Consider the following 20,733-nt stretch of genomic DNA (forward strand, 5'->3'; position numbering starts at 1 on the left):
GGGTTGTGACTTTAGACAAGTCTCTGATAATGAGATACAGGACATTGAGAATAAACTAAACAACAGACCAAGAAAACGCTTAGGGTTTAAAACGCCCAATCAGGTGTTCTATAATATAATTTAGCGTTGCACTTGGTGTGTTAATCTAAGAAGTAAAATAAATAACATTACTCTTATTGATGATTACTGGCAGTATTATCATGACGATATTGTACAAAATTACTAGATTTTAATGGCAATGGCTGTTCGGTATCGAGCTGGTAGCACGTCATATAACCACTGTCTACCGCTGCCGAATAATCGGTACAAGCGACTTGTGGACTCAAGGGTTCAGGCGCGCCAGTCAGCCAATAATGACCGACAAATACCGGTTTATCGGTTTTTAGCGCAAAATCAATATTTTCAGCCAGCAGCTCATTTGGAATCTGAGCCAATGCAGAAGTAGGGGCGCGAGCAACTTCATGAAGTGTGCGTTTATTTAGCTCATCCAGCCACCAACGCACTCTGACTCGTGTGCGCTTCGTACCTTCTTTATCGACCATTACAATACCATCAGGTAGCGATGTTTCGACCCCTTTTAACACACGCTCTAGCGCATCGAATGGTGCGGTGCCTTCTTTAGAAGTCGCGACTAAACCATGCGGCGTTAGGCAGTTATTATCAGTCAACAGGGGTTTAAGTATCGCCATACTATCGACATCCCAGCAAGCATGTACAAAGCAAGCGTAGTCTGTTTCGAGCCATAAAGGAATCTCATATAGGCGTTGTAGCCAATACTGATGTCGCTCTGAGCCAAATGGTACTTCGGCTAAAAACGCCTCATGCTGACGATTATGTATCTCATTATGGGAGCGTAAATACTGGCTAGTATTATCGGGATCAAGAGTAGAAAATGCCAACGCATTATATTCGTGATTGCCCATCACTGCATCGGCCACGTCAGCATCAAGCATGGAAAAGACAATCTCTAGCGTCTCCACCTGCTGCGATCCACGGTCAATCAAATCACCGATAAATAACGCTCGATGACCTGCTGGCGGCACAAAATGTTGACCATTATGTACGTAACCCAATTGTTTTAGCAGACCGACTAGCTTGTCTGCATAACCATGAATATCACCGATAATATCTATAATCATAATAAATCATCAAATTTTTAAAGTTAACATTGTACAGGATATCAAGCGCCATCAACCGATAGCCAACTATTCAGACAGCGATGAAAAATAGAAACGAGCCAGGTCTAAAAACCAGGCGACAGCAAGGCATTTAAGAAATGTGGCAATACTTGTGGCTGTAAAATAATCGTGGCTATTACCCCAAATGCGCCGCCCCATAGATGCGCCATATGATTGATATTTGAGCCACCACGTTTATCGGCATAGATGCTATAAGCAACATAAGCGACCGCGAATAGTATCGCAGGAATGGGGATTATCGCAAATAGATAGATTTTTTCCCATGGGGCCAGCAAAATAAAAGCAAACAACACCGCCGATACACCGCCTGACGCGCCAAGGCTTAAATAACTGGCGCTTTTTTTATTCTTAAGGTAGCTTGGAATCATCGCAATAATAATGGCCAATACGTAAAAAACCACGAAACCATAACCGAATAAGAATGGCTTATACAATCCTTCGATGGCACGACCAAAAAAGTATAAGGTAAACATATTAAACAGCAGATGCATGCCATCGGCATGGATAAAGCCATGCGTTACAAAGCGATCCCATTGCCCATTGTTTATCGCTGGTGGATAAAAAATAAGCCGATTAAAAAACGTCTTGTTTTGCCACGCTATTAGGCTGACAATAACCGTAATAATGATAATAAGTGTCGTATGATTGAACAAAGGAAAGTCCTTAGGCCGCGCCTGGTGTGTGCCAATATTATCAATGGCAATGTTATAAATGATGGCAATGTTCAGAGCCTAGTTCAATGCCTAAGTATTAGCATTAGGGCTTAGTCAAAACTAAATATGACCAATAATGAAACAATACTAACAGTAGTTATGAGGAGGCGAAAACTTATTGTGTGACAAAATAGTGCATTTCTATGCTTTTATAGTGAGTAATGTAGTCCTGCGTCAGGCAGAATGAGTAAAGCTTCATATACTGACGATCACGATGTCATGAATGCCAGCAGTTTTCTAGGGTAGGTAATGTATTACTACATAAAACAAAAACGAACCATTCATTCTTTTATAAAGTTAAAGTGCAGGTCGAAAAAGGCAGTCATCTATGAGTATTATTGAGCAGTTGGAACAAACCGTAACCCCCGCTCTATTAGGCGACCATGATAACCAAGGCAGCAGTGATAACCAAGGTAGCGTGGCCTATATTAGCTTACTTGAGCAGTTTTATGCCATTTTGGCAGCACGTCTGGCATTGCCACAGATTTACTCACAGTTAATTCGCGCTGAGCAAGTGATGGCAGCTGATATGGTCACAGAACGTCCATTGTTTGAACAACTATGGCACGACCCTAGGATGCAGCAGGTTATTGTTCAAGAGCTGTCCGCCACCCATCATATAGATGAGGTTAAGACCGCGCAGTTACTCATTAATGCCGCTCCATTGGCTTATCGTGAGCTCAAAATATTGGCCGATGGACAGTTTCTACCCGCATTTTTGCAAGCAGAACAATCTGCGCTGCGTAGCTATTTACCTATATGGTCGGCTCCCGTTATCACAGCGACTCAAAGCCTTGGTGAAGACACCAACTCAAATAATGTAGTGAATGCTGGTACTGCCACAAGGAATGATCGTGCGCTAGATAAAGCTCAAGATTCTGATGGAAGTACAAGCGCGATAGTGGCGGCGCCCACTACCTCATCGACGGTAGCTGATATAAACAACACTGATGAAAGTACAGGTATAGAGAGTACGGGTATAGAAAGTACTGATGCCATCCATGCCAATCCAGCTGCGCATCATTTGGCAGAAAACGACAACATGAAGCGAGTCGAAGTGCGCACTCGTAATCAACGTAACGACCTACTAATACGAGTGTTTTTGTTAATAGGAGCGGTGGCAGCGATTGGGTTGGCTGTTTGGGCTTTATTGATAAAGCCTAGTAATACTGTGCCAGTGGAACCTGTTGTGACAGCGCCTGTGGTCGTACCACCTGCGCCAGCAGAGCAGACTATGACCCCAGTCGAGCTCATCATTGGCATGGACGATAGCGGTAATCTCTATACCTGTAGTGCCACTGTGGGTGATGAAGCATTACAAAGCACCTTACAAAATGCATTAAATACTAGCTTTGGTGAGCAGGCGAGCATTTGCACATTGGCGGTACAAACAGACACTGCAACCAGTATTGCTAACATTTCTGTAGAGAAGTTACCCAACATCTTGACCATGCTTAGGTCAACGCCGTTTGCACGCTTACAGTTGCAAAACGACCGCCTTACGTTAGAGGCACCAGATAGTATGTTGTTGCAGCGATTGGTTACGGATATAGGTGCTTTGGCACCAGCAATGACAATCGATAGTACGGCACCACTACCATTGCCCGAAAACAATGATGTCAATGCGATGAATGAGGAAGATAATCAGTTTGAAAATGAGGGTGCGGGCACAAATAACCAGTATGGTAATGATGACAATGGGGCTGGAGAGTATCAGGCATCAGATGATGATACAGGTGATAACGTGATACCTGCTCCTGCTCCAAATAACAATGATGTTAATAATACTAACAATGCTGCTGATAGTATTCCTCGTAACGTACCGAGCAATATACAAAGAAATCCACCGAGCAATAACCGACCGACCAGACCACCAGGTCCTTTTTCGCCAGAGGAAGTCGATGAGATGGCCAGTACAGTCATCGTCGCTGAGCCTGCACAGGTAAGGCAATAAATGATTCGATCATAAAGAATATTTGGCGTATCGGTTTTAAAGTGAATCAACTATGTTGCTGTATTACAAGGCAAAGGACTTGATAAAGTCTCGGTCATAATCACGTATTGGCATGTTGATAATTTATATTTTATTGTATACATGGTTACGTGTGACAACTGAAACATTACCTAACGTAGCATTTGCACAACAACGTGTTGATTGTTAATACTCGCTTAATACTTTTATAATGATAAAAATTGAATATAGCTCGGACGATGGTTTTTTCAACCATGGTCGTGGCTTTCAGCTCATATACTTTAATACCACATACTTTCATACCACCTAAAGGTTTCATTGAGTCAATTTTTAAGCATTCTAATTATACAAATAAGCCAAGTAAGCATTGATAGGAGAATTATATTATGGATATTATCAGTCATTTGACGCGCACAGTCAGCCCAGCAGTACTAGAAGATGACCGTAGCCCAGCTAAGAAAAATCTACTTGAACAGTTTTATGCTATTTTTGCCGCCCGTCTGGCAGACAATGATACTTACGACCGCTTTGCCAATGAGAATATCGCCCGTGACGACCAAGGGTTCTATGATCGCGTGTGGACAGATGGCTCGCACCGTGACCAAATCGCGCGTGAGTTGGCTGGCAAGCATAATGTTGATGTAACAGCCGCTCGTGGTTTGATTGCTATGGCAGCACCGCTGGCTTTTCACGAAATTAAAAGTTTGGCTGGTACCACACCTGTCCCACAGTTTTTGAGTGATAATCTTGCAAATTATCAACATCATATTCCTGCATGGGCAAGTGCCGTTTTGCCCGCCGGGATTTTGGCTACCACGCCTGCTGCTGGAGCGCGTATTTCTGATACGGTAAGTACGGCACCATTGCAACATGAAGAAGAGCCGCAAGGCAGCTTTATGAAGGCGCTGTTACCCATCATTGGCTTGATTATTTTAGGGGCCTTGGCTTGGGCGTTACTGCGTGGTTGCCAAGAAACTCCTGAGCCTGTCGCCACACCAGCTGCTACGACGCAACAAGCGGCAGATGACGATGGACAAACAGCGGTTGCTGCTGATGTTGAGCCTGCGTCATTGCGTATTGCCACTGGTGAAAACAGTGAACTGTACGCTTGCCGCATGAATGTTGGTGATGAGACCTTACAGACCAATGTGATGGATGCGTTAACTGGCGTCTTTGGTGATGAAACCAGTAAATGCCGCGCCGATGTTGATGACCATTTTGCAATAGATATGCCAGCGGCTGCCCAGCTTGCCACTATACTGCCTATCGTCAAAAATGTACCAAACGCCAGCATGGTTATCAAAGGTGATAATATTATTGTTAACGCACCCGATGCTGCAACATTAGATAAGTTGGTCGATGACTTACAAGCCGCTGCCCCAGCGATGACGGTAAAAGCCGAAGGTCCGTTGGATGAGCAAAGCGAGATCGATAATAGCTTAACAGCATCGCAAGCAGCTATGGATGATCTTGGTGACAATCCAGATCCTCGTGATGTTGCGCGCGCTTTAAGTTTACAAGTCGTTAACTTTGAAGTAGACAAAGCAGTGATTCCAGATGCTAACAAGCCATTGTTAGACAATGCTGTGGCGCTTATGGAACAAGTGCCTAACATGAAATTGATGATTATTGGTCACACTGACAAAACGGCTGACGCGGATTATAATATGAAGCTATCGCAAGAGCGTGCCGAATCTATGAAGGAGTATTTGGTCGCCCAAGGCGCCGACCCAAGCAAACTTATGACTAAAGGCATGGGCGAGACAGATCCTATCGCTGATAACTCAACCGAACAGGGACGCTTTCGTAACCGCCGCATTGAGTTCATGGTAAATGATGAAACAGTCGATGCCAATGCTAGTGCTGATGCTGATGTTAATGACGGTATGGCTATTACTAACGATGCGCTTGATCCTGATTTAAACCCTTTAGACAGTAACAACGATGATTTATTGCCAGATGGTGATGACGCAACTCAAGGTACCGCCATTGACCCAACAAATTAATCCAAGGGTTATGAGGTTAAAAAGCTTCTAATAACGTAGCAATAAAAAACCGCATCTTATAAAAGGTGCGGTTTTTTTATTTTGCTAAGGCTATTATTTATAAGTGACTATTTATAGTCAGTGAGAAGTAATATCGCTACATCACGTACTGCAGGTACCGTTTTTTCTTGCTTGCTGTGCCTACGCAGACAGAGGCTGCAAAAAAACTATACCCACAGTATCGTAGCGTTTTTTAAAGTATTTTAACTATATATAAGCGGTAGGGTCTTTGAAGTCAGAAGTTTGCACCTCAGATTCAAGATTAAAAAAGGTTTGAGTCACGTTTTGTTTTGCTTGTTGCCAGTAGTCAAACTGCTGACAAGTAGCATCAAGCTCGCCTTGCCATAAGGGTATATTGCCACACATGGTTTTGATACGGTTTTGGTTGGGATAAGGCAGCTCTTGCGCCGTCTCTGCTGCTTCGTGCGCGGCAACGCGGTCATTACAGACCAGCGCAATATCACAACCTGCTTCGATGGCAGCTTTTACACGAGCGCTGACATCACCAGCGGCTTGAGCCCCTGCCATGCATAGATCATCAGAGAATAAGACACCATCAAACTCAAGCTGATTGCGTAGGATGTCTTTGAGCCAAATCTTAGAGAATCCTGCTGGTTTGTCATCCACTTGTGAGAAAATAACGTGCGCGGGCATTAAGGCATCGAGCCAGGGTAACGATTGCGCAAAAGGCTGCATATCACTGTGCATAATTTCATCAAAGCTACGTGTATCGACGGCCTCAGCCACATGTGAGTCAGGGGCGATAGCACCATGACCGGGGAAGTGCTTACCCGTGGTTGCCATGCCGGCTGCTTTCATGCCGCGCATAAACTGGGTCGCCAGAGCCGTAATGGCTTGCGGGTCATGATGAAAGCTACGATCGCCAATGACCTGACTGATACCATCTCTATCGAGTACGGGTGCAAAGCTTAAATCAATGCCTACGGCCAATACTTCTGTCGCCATTAAATAACCACAATCATAGGCACGAGCAAGCGCTTGGCTGGGGTCTTTATTAAATAACTCACCAAGACGACCCATGGCAGGTAGAGGGGTAAATCCATTACGTAATCTGGCAACGCGCCCACCTTCTTGGTCGACACCAATTAAAATATCAGGATTGTGATAGCGTATGTCATCACATAATGCTCGCACTTGCGCGGCATCTGTGACATTTCGGGCAAATAATATCACCCCACCAACCTGTGCTTGTTTGATTAAGCTAATATCCTCAGCCGTTAATACGGTACTATCGATATCGATCATTAAAACGCCGTACATTGCGTAATCCTTATAGGTTAACTATTGTTATATTATGAGTGTAATTGAATGGGTTTAACTGACGATAGATAATGAGTAATCACAATATTAGGCTATCATCCAGACAGTTGTATTATGACAGTTATTATTAATCGAGCATAATGTCACAATGTCACAATGTCACAATGTCATACAATCAAATCAATCTGTGAATACCTATAGCTGTCCATGTTGATGGATAAACAGACATAATAAATATGTTAGAAAGTTTGGTATGTGCTGGCGTAGCGTGTAATATTGCTTATACAGTTTGAGACAGTCCAGTATTTATGCTCATGTTAGTATTGTTTGATTTTTAAACATATATCGGCAGACGATAATAAAATTTAGAAGTGGTAGCTCAAAAGCTATTGTTAAAAAGTATTATCAGCAAGGCAATGCTAAATGACAAGTGACCGCCAGCAGAAAAGTGAAGGCAGAAAAATAACAAACGTCGTGGGCAGTGACTCACCAATCCTGCTTTAATTTTGATAAAACAAATAATATTATTAACGTAAAATAACTAGGTATACATGATGAAAAAACAACCAGCACAGTGGTTACTCAGTGCCGCGTCAGTGGGCGTCGCCGGTATCATTCTCGCCCAGAGCTATGGCACTGCGGTAGCAGAAACCAATACTGGGAGCTTTGTACAGACGCCTGAACAAAAAGTCACCACCCGCCAAGTAGCTGCCTTGCTGGATCGTAGCCATTATCTCAATCAGCCGCTCGATAGCGAGACAGGTAGCGAGATTTTATCTATGTATATTGATAGCCTTGATCCAAACCATACGTTGTTTTTGCAGTCGGATGTCGATGAATTTAAGAAAAAATATGCTGATGAATTTGGTGCGCGCCTCAAACGCGGAGACTTGTCTGCAGGGGTAGAAGTGTTTGAACGTTATCGTAAACGCTCGAACGAGTATTTTGTGATGGCAAGCAAAATGCTAAAAACAGACTTAGATTTGACCAGTAAAGACACCATCGTCCTCGACCGTGAAAAGCTCAAGCATTTTAAAACCAAAAAAGAGCAGCGTGATTATTGGTCGCGTCAGCTGAAATTTCAGTTGATGAGTATTACTTTGGGTCAAGAAGATGAGAAAGCCAAAGAAAAAGTATTTTTAAGCAATCCAGATATTACTCGTGGACAGGATTTGGTGCGTAACGATAAGCGTACGCCAAGTGAGATTTTACAAAACCGTTTGTCGCGGCAGCAAGAGCAGTCTAAACGTCTCAAAGATGATGAAATCATGGAGACCATCTTAAACACAGCGATGCTGACTTATGATCCGCACAGCAACTACTATGCCCCGGTTCAAGCCAATGAATTACAAATCCAATCCAGCCTACAATTAGAGGGGATCGGGGTTTCTATTCGCCCTGACCGTAAAAACCCAGATTATACTCGTATCGTGACGTTAGTGGACGGTGGCCCAGCGGCGAAATCTGGTCAGATTAAGCCCAATGACTTAATTGTGGGTATCGCAAAAGATGGGGAGACCATGACTGATGTGGTCGGCTGGTCGACACGTGAGATTGTCAGTTTGATTCGAGGTAAGCGTGGTACCTCAGTCACGCTCAAGCTGCGTCAGCCTAATACGCCGGACGCCAGCGCCCGTAACGTGACCGTGGTTCGTGACATCATTCAGCAAGAAGAATCAGGCGTTACTCAGCGTATCGTCGAAGTCCAGCGTCCTAATATTGACAAAACACCCAAGCGTATCGGCGTACTTGAAATCCCGAGTTTTTATTTAAATTATCGTGCCCGCCGTAATGGCGAAAACTATCGTAGTGTCAGTATCGATACCGAAAAAGCACTGAAAGAGCTGAATAAAGAAAATATTGATGGTTTGGTGGTTGATCTGCGTAATAACCCAGGCGGCTCGTTAGATGAAGTGGCCAAAATGCTGGGCTTCTTTATTAAGAGTGGACCGATGGTACAAATCCGTGACAACCGCGGCAATATTCAGGTCTATCGTGACGATGATGGTGGCGAACAGCTTTATGACGGCAAGGTAGTGGTGTTGACCAACCTAGCATCGGCATCTGCCAGTGAAATCTTCGCTGCTGCTATTCAAGACTATGGTCGTGGCTTGGTGGTCGGCAGTACCACAACAGGTAAAGGCTCTGCACAAATTCAACTCGATAGCTTGGCATTGGGTTCAGCGACTTTAACGCAGCGTAAGTTTTACCGTATTACTGGTGGTAGTACGCAGAATAAAGGCGTTGTGCCTGACGTTGAGTTGGTCAATATCTATGATGACGCAACCTTTGGCGAGCGCGCGCAGAAAAAAGCGTTGCCTTGGGATACCATTAAAACCGCTCCTTACAAACCTGAAGGCAAGTTTTCTGACGACACTTTAGCCACCCTAAATCAGCAGTCCAAAATTCGTCAACAGAAAAACCCGCAGTTTACTTACTTATCAACGCTCAACGATATTCGTGATATGGATGATGAAAAGAAGGCGGTTAATCTCGATATCAATAGCCGCCGCGCCAAGATGCAGCTGATTGAAAAACGCTCATTGGAAGCGGAAAACAAACGCCTCATCGCCTCTGGTGAGCGCCCGTATTCCAATTGGAATACCTATCAAGCAGCAATGGATGCAAAATTTGAAGAGCGCAGTCAAATGAAAGCCAATGAACGCCCAGAGTTGCCCGAAGACGAGGTATTCATTAATGAAGCGGCCTATATCATGCTCAGCGCTGAACCCAAAGAACTGCTTAGCCCAGAAGAGAAGCTATAGAATAAATAGGATGTATTGAGCTATAAAAACAGCTATATAAATCGATGTAAGCATATGCTTACATCGATTGACGTTTATACCTCTTACTAACCATCGGCCAATCTGCGATTATAACTGTACGGCACGATTGAACGAAACGGTTCATTGATACTAGGGATTGGTATCTGAAAGATCGCATCAGGGATAGGTGGTTTGCTGGTTAAGGATGATAAGGCTGGATGCCTGACAGTTATAGGATGCCCCGGGATTAAGCCTCATATAACGTTAACATGGATGGTTGGTGATAAAAGCCGCATAATGCTAGTCGTTATGCGGCTTTGTTACGTCTGGAAAATAGTAATTAATAAAAAACAGACGATTGAAGCAATAGTCTTGTATCGCTTTTAAAGTGACTCCACGATATCGATAGAAACTTAATCGATAGAAACTTAATCGATAGAAAATTAAACCCTTCTTATTTTTATAAACCACTCTTTATAAATGACAAACACAAAAAAAGGTCAGTAGACATAGCTACCGACCTTTTTAAACCAGATAATAAGCGAATTAACTGCTTATTATTTAGTCATTCTCACTAAATTCTCAAAAAGAGATTAGTGCTCAACGCCACCAGCGCCATGTACATGGCCATGGTTTAGCTCGTCTTCAGTAGCAGCACGCACTTCTTGGATTTCAACATCAAAGGTCAGACGCTTACCAGCCAATGGATGGTTTGCATCAACAGTGACTTCTTGATCGTTTACAGCAGTAACGGTAACTAGCATTACTTGACCACCAGCTTCTGACTGAAACTGCATACCAGGCTGGATGTCGTCAACGCCTTGGAAGTTATCACGTGGTACATGTTGTACTGCTTGCTCTTGATACTCACCGTAGCCATCAGCAGGCTCAACAACTGCGTTTACTTTTTCGCCAGCAGATTTGCCTTCTAATTGTTTTTCTAGGCCTGGGATGATATTGCTGTGACCATGTAAATAAGCAAGTGGTTGACCTTCTGGAGATTGGTCAAGGATGTTGCCTTCGTCATCTTTTAGCGTGTAATTGAATTGAACGGCAGTGTCTTTTGCGATAGTAGTCATAAAATATCCTAAATATATCGGTGTAAAAAATTAAATACGATTGCAATAAACCTAAAAAAGCCAATCAGCCAGCTAAATAGCCACGTCATTAGACAATTATCATCAGTTTATTAAAGTAACTGTAGCAGTTAGCATCTTTAATTGAGATGCCTTACATGACTTTCAAGGCGAAAATAATAAAAAATGTCATTTAATTCTAATAAATGTCATATTTGATAGAAACAATCGCTGTTTTCTATTATTTAAAGGTGGCCAGCAGGGTATTCACGGTTTGTCAGTTGCGTTTTTGGGCGAGGGCTTCTACCATAATGTTAAAAATAAGGATGAAAAAGATTATGACCTCATTTGCCAATACTGCTAATCGTCAGTCAACGGATACCAATACCATTAACAATCATGCCAATAATATAAACGCTGATATCAGTTATCGGTTCGATTTCGAGCGTTTTTTAGAACATTTGGTTGATGTGTCGCTCACTTTTACGGCAACAGCCGACTCGCCTCAGCTTTGGTTGCCTGCTTGGATTCCGGGTAGTTACTTGATGCGTGAGTTTGCCCGCAACATTACCGCGGTGCATTATCGTGTGCTAGGCAGCAAGGCTGATTTTGAAACGCATCGCGCGCCGAAAATAGATAAGAATACTTGGCAACTACCACAAGTTAAGGCAGGGCAAGCCATAGAAATCCATTATGAAGTGTACTGTTACGATTTATCAGTGCGGACCGCCTATGTCGATCAGCAGCGTCTATACGGCAACTTTACCTCGCTAGCATTGGCAGTTGAAGGGCAAACACATAAACCTGTACAGGCCAGCTTAATTATTCCAGCTGCATTTTTAGCAGACAAAGAAGACAGCCGCGTGCTATTGGCATGTGGTTTGGTATCTACTCATTTAAGTCTTGATGGGCAGCACAGTTATGGGCTACAGGCAGACAGCTATCACGAGTTGATTGATTACCCATTTGAAATCGCAGAGCAGGACGCCTTTGATTTTATTGTTCAAGATAATATGCATCAAACGCTTCATCACCGTTTTTACCTCTCGGGTAAGCACGATGCCAATATGGGCAGGTTGCAGCAAGATGTTACTCAGATTTGTCAGAGCTACCTAGATTGGTTGGGCGATGCGCCTTTTAATGACTATACTTTTATGACTTATGCCAGTGGTCAGGATTATGGTGGACTTGAGCATATCAATTCAACCAGCCTGATTACGCCGCGTCGCGACCTACCAAGTATCGATGAGCCAAACATACCAAGCACAGATTATCAGCGTTTTTTGGGTTTATGCAGCCATGAATACTTTCATGCATGGTGGGTTAAGACAGTACGCCCAGATGTGATGTTAGATGTCGATCTACGCCGCGAAGCTTTTACGCCATTGCTATGGGTATTTGAGGGCTTTACTTCTTATATCGATGATTTTATGTTGCAAGCGTCTGGCGTGATTGATAAGCCCAGCTATCTTAAGCTGCTGGCCGAACAAATCAATCGTTACTATCAAACGGCTGGGCGTGCGCACCAAAGTGTCGCAGAGTCGAGCTTTGATGCGTGGATTAAACTGTATCGTAACGACGAGAATACAGGCAATGCGGGTATTAGTTACTACAATAAAGGCGCATTGGTGGCATTGTGTTTGGATCTAACGTTGCTTGAAAAAACGAATGGTCGCTATCGCTTGTTTGATGTGGTCAAAGCTTTTTATACTCAAGCTAAGAAAAACGACAATAAACGCATCGGTATCAGTAGTGCCGATATGGGCACGGTGATTGGGCAGTTTATGCCTGCAGCTGACTGGGACAACTTTGAGCAGCGTTATGTCAATGGCGTTGAAGAATTACCGATCGAAGCGCTACTAACAGCAAACGGCATTAACCTGCATACCAATACTAAAGAGACTGCTGATAAACAGGTGCCTTGGGGTATTCGTTGTACTGAAACGCCAGCTGGACTCAAGGTCAACCGCGTGGCACGCGCTAGTGTCGCTGCTAGAGCTGGCATTTCAGCGCATGATGTCATTATTGCGATTGATGGTATCAAAGCTGATAGTAAACAGTTGGCAGCGCTTAATAAGGCTGCGCATAATGTCGAATGTTATCTCTTTCGCCGTGATGAGCTAATGTGTGTTAATGTCCAGCCTTTAGCCGCTAGTGAGGCTGTTGATGCTGTTGATGCTGAAAAAGCATTTCCCCATAAAGTAAGCCTGCATTTAGCAAAAGAGGGAAGCGAGTCTTTGTCAAAAGACAGCAGTGAGCACGCAGCGGTAAAAACTGACTGGCAAGCATGGCTTAATGCGATGGAGCGTTATCAAGGCTAGGTGCATTGGTTTGAAAGCTTGGTTTGGAAGTATTGATCTTAGTTGTTTTTATAACCGTTGATTAAAGATAAAAACCTCTGCTAAACAATATTTAGCAGAGGTTTTGTGTAATAGCTATCAGTGTTCTTAATGTTTTTCAAAAAAACTAAGTATTAAGTCAATATCTAAGAAGCCAGCTCAGGCGATTGATTGTCTGCTTCATCCTCATCACTTTCATCCTCGATACTCCCATCTTCAATACCTTTATCAGCAATCTTATTAGCCTTAAAATGTTCAATCCAATCTTCCATGCGCTCAATTTCAGCCTGCTGGGTATCGATAATATCTTGTGCCAATTGCCGCATTTCTTCATCAGTGCCGTATTTTAGCTGAATATTTGCCATCTTTACCGCGCTAATATGGTGCGGCAGCATGCCACGTGCAAATGCCATGTCAGGGATAGGGTCGGCGATGCCTAATACCATGTTGGCATTCAAGACATCCATACTCCTCTCGTACGCCTGCTGCATCGCTTCAGTATTGGGTTTTGGCTTGGGCGCATCAGGGTGGCTGGCAAGCCATTTGTTCAAAATATTGATTTCTAATTGCTGGGCGGTGATAATATCTTGGGCAAGGTGACGCATCGCCTCATCTGAGCCGTATTTTAGTTGGATTTTTGCGAGTTCTAACGCGCCGCGATGATGCCCAAGCATGCTTTTGGCAAAGGCGGTATCAGGATCGTTGTAGCCCATACCAATCATCATCTCGTCATGCATTCTAGTCATCGACTTTGTATAGTCTTTGAGCATATCAGTCATTTGGCTTTCATCAGCGAGATCTTCGCTTTCCAAGAGCTCATCATTCGCCTCAACGTCATTCTGACTATCAGCTGTATCAGTAACTGTTGGGCTGGCTGCTTCGCTAGATTTTGCGTCGTTGTCTTCTGTTTTCGGCTGACAGGCACTCAATATAAGTGCAGCAGAAATACTGCTGGCCAACAAGACAAAACGACGAGAAACAATCATGACATATCCCTATTATAAAAAATCGAATGATAAATGAATGAGACCTATGATATATAATCAGCTAAGTGCTGGAGCTTAGCAGATAAACCTTACTCATTCGAGACGCTACGTTTAATAAGTCGTAATATAATGACTTTATATTCAAAAGACTCGTTCAATATGCTCGAACCTATTATGCTCGAACTTATAAAATCCTAACCGATAACTCCTAACTGCTGGCAGCGTTCGCTGTTTAAATGAATGCGTACAAACTCACCAACGGCTAAATCGCCCAACTCAAAACCCGCAACTGACCAGCGTATCAAGCGCAGGCAAGGCAGTCCGACATGGGCAGTCATACGTCTGACTTGACGATTCTTACCTTCATAAATAGTCAGCATCAACCATGACGTAGGTACGTTTTTACGCTCACGGATAGGTGGCTCACGCTGCCATAACTCGATGGGCAAGTCGGTTTCTGCTACCATCATCGCAGTCGCAGGCAATGTTTTGCCGTCCTTTAGTTTGACGCCAGAAGTCAGCTCATTTAGCTGTGCTGTCGTTGCAGTGCCTTCAACTTGTACCAAGTAAGTTTTACCTTGTTTATGGGTGTTTTTTGCAAAGCTCTTTGCGGATGGTGGTTGGGTAATGGCTTTATTGACCCGTCCATCGCTGGTCAAAATGAGCAGACCCTCTGAGGTCGCATCGAGCCTGCCAGCAACCCGTAAAGATTTATCGGTAAAATACTGCGAGAGGGTAGTGTGGTTATTATTGCTGTCATCACGAAACTGACTTTGTACCCCATAAGGTTTATTAAATAAAATGAGACTAGAGGTCGGCATAATATGGTATTTCCTGAGTTTGCAGCATTCTATTGTGCTTATATGAGACTTACAAGACATTATTTTTTAAATCAACACGATAAGCTATAACTTTATTGATTTTATATAAAGTCTTTTTGTTACTTTGCTTATTATTATAACAGTCTTGTGGTTGCGCTATGGTTAAATGGATTTTTTATGATGGTTTTATAACTAGGGCGTGCTTGTCTGCGCTGACAGAAGCTGCGAAAAATGAATCCCAGCAGCACTATATCCTTTTAAAATTGGATCAATCATATCTTTATCATGATTAATGATGCTATGTATAATCGCTTAGAATAGATATCAATGTGATTGCTCTTTCATATAATGAACACAAAAAAATGCCCCTCACATCTGAGGGGCATTTTTATTTTGAACTAATAAAGGCTTAAAGATGCTTAAGTAAAAAGCAGTTTGAGCCGATGAACCGAAGCTAATAAAACTAAGCCAAGTTATATCAGCAGATTACAACGATGCTAATGCTTCATTGAATAAGCTACTTGGACGCATGGTTTGCTCAGCTACTGCTTCATCTGCCAAGTAATAACCTTTAAGATCCATAGGTTTGCCTTGCGCTTCGTTGAACTGTTTGACGATAGCGTCTTCACTGCTCTCAAGCTTTTGCGCCAGTGGAGCAAATTGTGCTTTTAGCTCGCTATCTTGCTCTTGTGCAGCAAGCTCTTGAGCCCAGTACATGGCCAGATAGAAATGGCTACCACGGTTATCAAGCTCACCGGTTTTACGTGATGGTGACTTGTCATTTAACAACAGTTTTTCTGTCGCTTTATCCAGCGTATCAGCCAATATTTTAGCTTTGGGATTGTTGTCATTCGTTGATAAATGCTCCAAAGACTCCGTCAAGGCTAAAAACTCACCCAATGAATCCCAACGCAAGTGGTTTTCTTCTACCAGCTGCTGAACGTGTTTCGGTGCAGAACCACCAGCGCCTGTTTCAAACAAACCGCCGCCTTTCATTAGAGGTACGACAGACAGCATTTTGGCACTGGTACCTAACTCTAGAATTGGGAACAAATCTGTTAGGTAATCACGTAAAATATTACCGGTGGCAGAGATGGTATCAAGACCGCGAGCAACGCGCTCTAAGGTATAACGCATGGCACGAACCTGTGACATGATTTCGATGTGCAGGCCGTCGGTATCGTAATCTTTTAGGTACGTTTGAACCTTTTTGATTAGCTCGTTTTCGTGTGGACGGTAAGGGTCCAACCAGAAGATGACCGGCGTATCTGATTCGCGTGCGCGGCGTACAGCAAGTTTTACCCAGTCTTGGATAGGCTCGTCTTTGACCTGACACATGCGCCAGATGTCACCTTCTTCGACAGGCTGCTCAAGCAATACTTCACCCGTGTCAACGTCTACAATACGAGCGACGCCCGTGTCGCTAGATTCAAAGGTTTTATCGTGTGAGCCGTACTCTTCTGCTTTTTGAGCCATCAAACCAACGTTAGGAACTGTACCCATTGTGGTTGGGTCAAAGTTGCCATGCCACTTGCAGAAGTTAATCATTTCTTGGTAAATACGGGCAAAGGTAGACTCAGGCATCACCGCTTTACAGTCATACATTTTGCCATCAGCGCCCCACATTTTACCACCTGAGCGAATCATCGCTGGCATTGACGCATCGACGATCACGTCACTTGGCGAATGGAAGTTGGTAATTCCTTTATTAGAATCCACCATGGCGAGGCGAGGACGATGCACTTGGCAGGCATGCAGGTCACGTTCAATCTCTTCTTGTAGAGAGGTTGGCAGCTCTTTAATTTTGTCGTATAACGAGGCCATACCGTTATTGACGTTGATGCCCAGCTCATCAAACAACGCGCCGTGTTTTTGGAAAGCATCTTTATAATAAGTTTTAACCGCATGACCGAAGACGATAGGGTGCGATACTTTCATCATCGTGGCTTTTACGTGCAATGAAAATAGGATACCTGCTTCGCGGCAATCTTCCATTTCACGCTCATAAAAATCAAGCAATGCTTTTTTGCTCATAAACATCAGATCGATGACTTCTTTATCGAGCAGCGCAATTTCTGGTTTTAAGACTTTAGTCTCACCACTATCAGTCAACAGCTCCATACGTACTGTACGCGCTTTGTCTAGTGTGAGAGATTGCTCGCCATCATAAAAATCGCCGCTGTGCATGTGCGATACGTGCGTGCTTGACCATTGCTTCCATTCACCCATAGAGTGCGGATGTTTGCGCGCGTAGTTTTTAACCGCTTTTGGTGCACGGCGGTCTGAGTTACCCTCACGCAATACTGGGTTGACCGAGCTGCCTAGGCTTTTGCCATAGCGTTTACGAATTTCTTTTTCTTCTTCGGTTTTAGGATCATCTGGAAAATCAGGTATGGCGAAGCCTTTGCTTTGTAGCTCTTTGATAGCAGCTTTTAGCTGGCCGACAGAGGCACTGATGTTAGGCAGTTTAATGATGTTGGTGTCTGGATCTTGGGTCAGACGACCTAGCTCAGCCAAATTATCAGGAACGCGCTGTTCCTCAGTTAAGTATTCAGGGAATTCAGCCAATACTCGCGCAGCAACAGAAATATCGCTGGTTTCGACAGAAACGCCTGCGGTTTGGGTAAATGCTTTGACAATAGGCAAGAATGACAAGGTCGCTAGCGCTGGTGCTTCGTCAGTTTTTGTATAAATAATTTTTGACATTAGTAGGACATTCCTTTTGGTTGTAATTAATAATAAGGGTCAAATATAATTCAATAGTCCTATGCCGCCCTTATGTAATAATGGGTCATGCGATTAGACTAAATAGTGTGTTGCTAATTTTTATAGGCAATCTCTTGGAGACTTCGAGAGTCTGCTTAGAGCTTTTGTTTCGTTAAGAAGGCAGTTTGACTGTCTTGTCTGAACGGCCTGCTTTTCTGAATGGTTTGAAAGTAGATCGTGGACGCTACATTGTAGTTAACTGATTATAAGTCTGATGCGATGTCAATATCGCATAATGAACTAAGTGTAGTGTTTTCGGTTGTTTCTAATGTATCTAAATTACATTAAGATGTTAAGACCCTTATTCTATCAGTCATCGATAAAAATATCATCTTTTCTATAAAAAATGCCCCAACAGCCTTAGACTGTCGGGGTATTTTTTATAGGTTTAAAATGCTTTAAAACACAATTATAAAGAAGCGATAGTCTCGTTTAATAATTGGCTTGGGCGCATTACCTCTGTCGCTAATGCTTCATCAAAGAAGTAGTAGCCATCGATATCTACCGGTTTACCTTGAACGTCATTTAGCTCTTTAACAATAGCCTCTTCATTGCTGGCAAGTTTTTTGGCCAGTGGCGCAAACGTCTCTTTTAGCTCACTATCTTGGTCCTGCGCGGCAAGTTCTTCAGCCCAGTACATAGCCAGATAGAAATGGCTACCACGGTTATCCAGCTCACCCGTTTTGCGTGATGGTGATTTGTTATTCAATAACAGTTTTTCTGTCGCTGTATCAAGCGTATCTGCCAAAATTTGCGCTTTGGCATTGTCTTCGTGTTCTGCCAAATGCTCTAAAGAGACCGCCAAGGCTAAAAACTCACCTAATGAGTCCCAGCGTAAGTGGTTTTCTTCAACCAACTGCTGTACATGCTTAGGTGCTGAACCACCCGCACCCGTCTCAAATAGGCCGCCACCATTCATTAGCGGTACGATTGATAGCATTTTTGCACTGGTGCCCAGCTCTAAGATTGGGAACAAGTCGGTTAGGTAATCTCGTAGTACGTTACCAGTGACAGAGATGGTGTCTTTACCTTCTTTTAAGCGCTCTAAGGTAAAGCGAGTGGCTTCACGAACTGGCATGATACGAATATCTAAGCCTTCAGTGTCATAATCTTTTAGGTATTTTTCTACTTTTTTGATCAATTCTGCATGATGAGGACGTTTGTGGTTTAACCAAAAGACAGTTGGGATGTTGCTAGCACGGGCGCGAGTCACGGCCAGTTTTACCCAATCTTGGATAGGCGCGTCTTTTACCTGATTCATACGCCAAATATCTTCTGCTTCTACTTGATGCTCGGTCAATACATTGCCTTCGCTATCAAGCACTTGTACCTTGCCCGCGGATGGTATGAGGAAGGTTTTATCATGTGAGCCGTATTCTTCAGCTTTTTGTGCCATCAAGCCAACGTTAGGTACTGAGCCCATCGTGGTTGGATCAAATGCGCCATGCTCTTTATGGAATTTGATGGTTTCATCATAGATGCAAGCGTAGCTACTATCAGGGATAACAGCCTTGGTATCGTGCAGCTCATTATCAGCACCCCACATTTTACCTGAGCTACGAATCATCGCTGGCATTGACGCATCCACAATCACATCGCTCGGTACATGTAGGTTGGTAATGCCTTTGTCTGAATTGACCATCGCCAGGTCTGGATTACTCTGGTAAATGCTCTCAATATCCGTTTCTATCTCCTGACGCTTCTCTTCAGGCAGCTCTTTTATTTTAGAGAGTAGGTTGCTAAAGCCATTATTTACGTCGACATCTAATTCTTTAAAAGTATCACCGTGCTTAGCAAATAATTCTTTAAAGAAGATTTTTACTGCTTCACCAAAGATAATAGGGTCAGAGACCTTCATCATAGTGGCTTTTAGATGGAGTGAAAACAACACATCTTCTGCTTTGGCGTCTTCAACTTGCTCTTCTAAGAATTCAGTTAGTGCATCATGGCTTAAGATAGCGGCATCAATCAATTCACCAGCTAGTAATGGTGCAGGTGCTTTTAGTTCAGTAACTGTACCGTCCTCGCTTGTAAACTCAATACGATAATCTGTAGCCTTGTCGATAGTGACTGATTCTTCGGTATCAGCAAAATCACCATGGTCCATAGTGGCCACGTGTGACTTAGAATCAGCACTCCATGCACCCATTGAATGTGGGTTACTTCTAGCAAAAGCTTTGACCGCTTTTGGCGCACGTCTGTCAGAGTTACCTTCACGCAAGACAGGGTTCATGGCACTGCCTTTAATCTTGTCATAACGAATGCGAGCGTCTTTTTCTTTATCTGTTTCTGGATGATCTGGGTAATCTGGTAGATCATAACCTTTATCTTGTAACTCTTTAATCGCGGCTTTCAACTGCGGGATAGAAGCACTGATATTTGGCAATTTAATAATATTTGCTTTAGGTTTTTTTACCAGTTCACTTAACGCTACGAATGCACTTGGGATACGCTGCTCTTCAGGTAAAAACTCTGAAAATAAGGCAATAATACGCCCTGCTAACGAGATGTCAGCAGTTTCAATCTCAATTCCTGCTGTTTTGGTAAATGCCTTAACGATGGGCAAGAAAGATAGAGTGGCTAGCGCTGGGGCTTCATCCGTTTTGGTATAAATGATTTTTGACATTGGTCAGCATTCCTTTGTTGGTAATAATAATTTTTAAAAATAGTGCAATGGTTCAGTAGATATATATATGGCTCTTGTTTGATAAGAGGCTATGGGCTTACGTACATTGTAGGTAATCGTGCGGAGAGTGTTAATTTTGCTTAT

The 20,733-nt window shown here is 43.3% G+C and carries 12 protein-coding genes and 1 pseudogene; 5 read left to right on the top strand and 8 right to left on the bottom strand.

Translation table 11 applies throughout. The features are described from left to right. Positions 1-124, top strand: a pseudogene (locus tag EI162_RS14875) (IS30 family transposase); the annotation flags it as partial. Between the two features lie 49 nt (positions 125-173). On the opposite strand, the gene EI162_RS01395 reads toward EI162_RS14875, so the two are convergent. Together EI162_RS01395 and EI162_RS01400 are read right to left on the bottom strand one after the other, a co-directional pair. Further along, complete coding sequence (locus tag EI162_RS01395) at positions 174-1,139, bottom strand: metallophosphoesterase (RefSeq protein ID WP_192522644.1); 966 nt, start codon at positions 1,137-1,139, stop codon at positions 174-176. A 104-nt stretch (positions 1,140-1,243) separates the two neighbouring features. Beyond that, a complete protein-coding gene (locus EI162_RS01400; RefSeq protein WP_192522645.1) occupies positions 1,244-1,852 on the bottom strand; it encodes a rhomboid family intramembrane serine protease in 609 nt (202 codons plus the stop codon). Positions 1,853-2,240: 388 nt separating this feature from the next. Between EI162_RS01400 and EI162_RS01405 the strand changes: the two genes are divergently transcribed. Together EI162_RS01405 and EI162_RS01410 are read left to right on the top strand one after the other, a co-directional pair. After that, on the top strand, positions 2,241-3,866 hold the full coding sequence (locus EI162_RS01405) for a hypothetical protein (RefSeq protein WP_192522646.1): 1,626 nt from the start codon (positions 2,241-2,243) through the stop codon (positions 3,864-3,866). Between the two features lie 404 nt (positions 3,867-4,270). Then, positions 4,271-5,890, top strand: coding sequence for an OmpA family protein (locus EI162_RS01410; RefSeq protein WP_192522647.1), 1,620 nt, complete (start codon positions 4,271-4,273; stop codon positions 5,888-5,890). 246 nt (positions 5,891-6,136) lie between these two features. On the opposite strand, the gene nagZ is transcribed toward EI162_RS01410, so the two are convergent. After that, entirely contained in the window at positions 6,137-7,210 is a 1,074-nt protein-coding gene (nagZ, locus tag EI162_RS01415; RefSeq protein WP_192522648.1) for a beta-N-acetylhexosaminidase, read from the bottom strand. Between the two features lie 554 nt (positions 7,211-7,764). Here nagZ and EI162_RS01420 point away from each other — a divergent pair. Further along, complete coding sequence (locus EI162_RS01420) at positions 7,765-9,975, top strand: carboxy terminal-processing peptidase (RefSeq protein WP_192522649.1); 2,211 nt, start codon at positions 7,765-7,767, stop codon at positions 9,973-9,975. 593 nt (positions 9,976-10,568) lie between these two features. On the opposite strand, the gene EI162_RS01425 is transcribed toward EI162_RS01420, so the two are convergent. Further along, complete coding sequence (locus tag EI162_RS01425; protein WP_192522650.1) at positions 10,569-11,054, bottom strand: FKBP-type peptidyl-prolyl cis-trans isomerase; 486 nt, start codon at positions 11,052-11,054, stop codon at positions 10,569-10,571. A 335-nt stretch (positions 11,055-11,389) separates the two neighbouring features. On the opposite strand from EI162_RS01425, the gene EI162_RS01430 reads away from it, so the two are divergent. After that, the gene (locus EI162_RS01430) at positions 11,390-13,372 is read left to right on the top strand and encodes a M61 family metallopeptidase (RefSeq protein WP_192522651.1); all 1,983 of its coding nucleotides are present in this window, start codon (positions 11,390-11,392) and stop codon (positions 13,370-13,372) included. A gap of 164 nt (positions 13,373-13,536) precedes the next feature. Here the strand turns inward: EI162_RS01430 and EI162_RS01435 are convergent, their stop codons facing one another. The 4 genes from EI162_RS01435 to EI162_RS01450 all read right to left on the bottom strand — a co-directional run bounded on the left by EI162_RS01435 (position 13,537) and on the right by EI162_RS01450 (position 20,589). After that, complete coding sequence (locus EI162_RS01435) at positions 13,537-14,376, bottom strand: DUF305 domain-containing protein (RefSeq protein WP_192522652.1); 840 nt, start codon at positions 14,374-14,376, stop codon at positions 13,537-13,539. Between the two features lie 194 nt (positions 14,377-14,570). Beyond that, positions 14,571-15,197, bottom strand: a complete 627-nt coding sequence (locus EI162_RS01440; protein WP_192522653.1) for a pseudouridine synthase — start codon at positions 15,195-15,197, stop codon at positions 14,571-14,573. A gap of 486 nt (positions 15,198-15,683) precedes the next feature. Next, positions 15,684-17,903, bottom strand: a complete 2,220-nt coding sequence (locus tag EI162_RS01445; protein ID WP_192522654.1) for an NADP-dependent isocitrate dehydrogenase — start codon at positions 17,901-17,903, stop codon at positions 15,684-15,686. 469 nt (positions 17,904-18,372) lie between these two features. Continuing rightward, positions 18,373-20,589 carry an NADP-dependent isocitrate dehydrogenase gene (locus EI162_RS01450; protein ID WP_192522655.1) on the bottom strand — a complete coding sequence of 739 codons (2,217 nt, stop codon included), beginning with the start codon at positions 20,587-20,589 and terminating at the stop codon, positions 18,373-18,375. Between the last annotated feature and the right edge of the window lie 144 nt (positions 20,590-20,733).

It is taken from the genome of Psychrobacter sp. FME6 (assembly GCF_014861365.1).
Taxonomy (GTDB): domain Bacteria; phylum Pseudomonadota; class Gammaproteobacteria; order Pseudomonadales; family Moraxellaceae; genus Psychrobacter.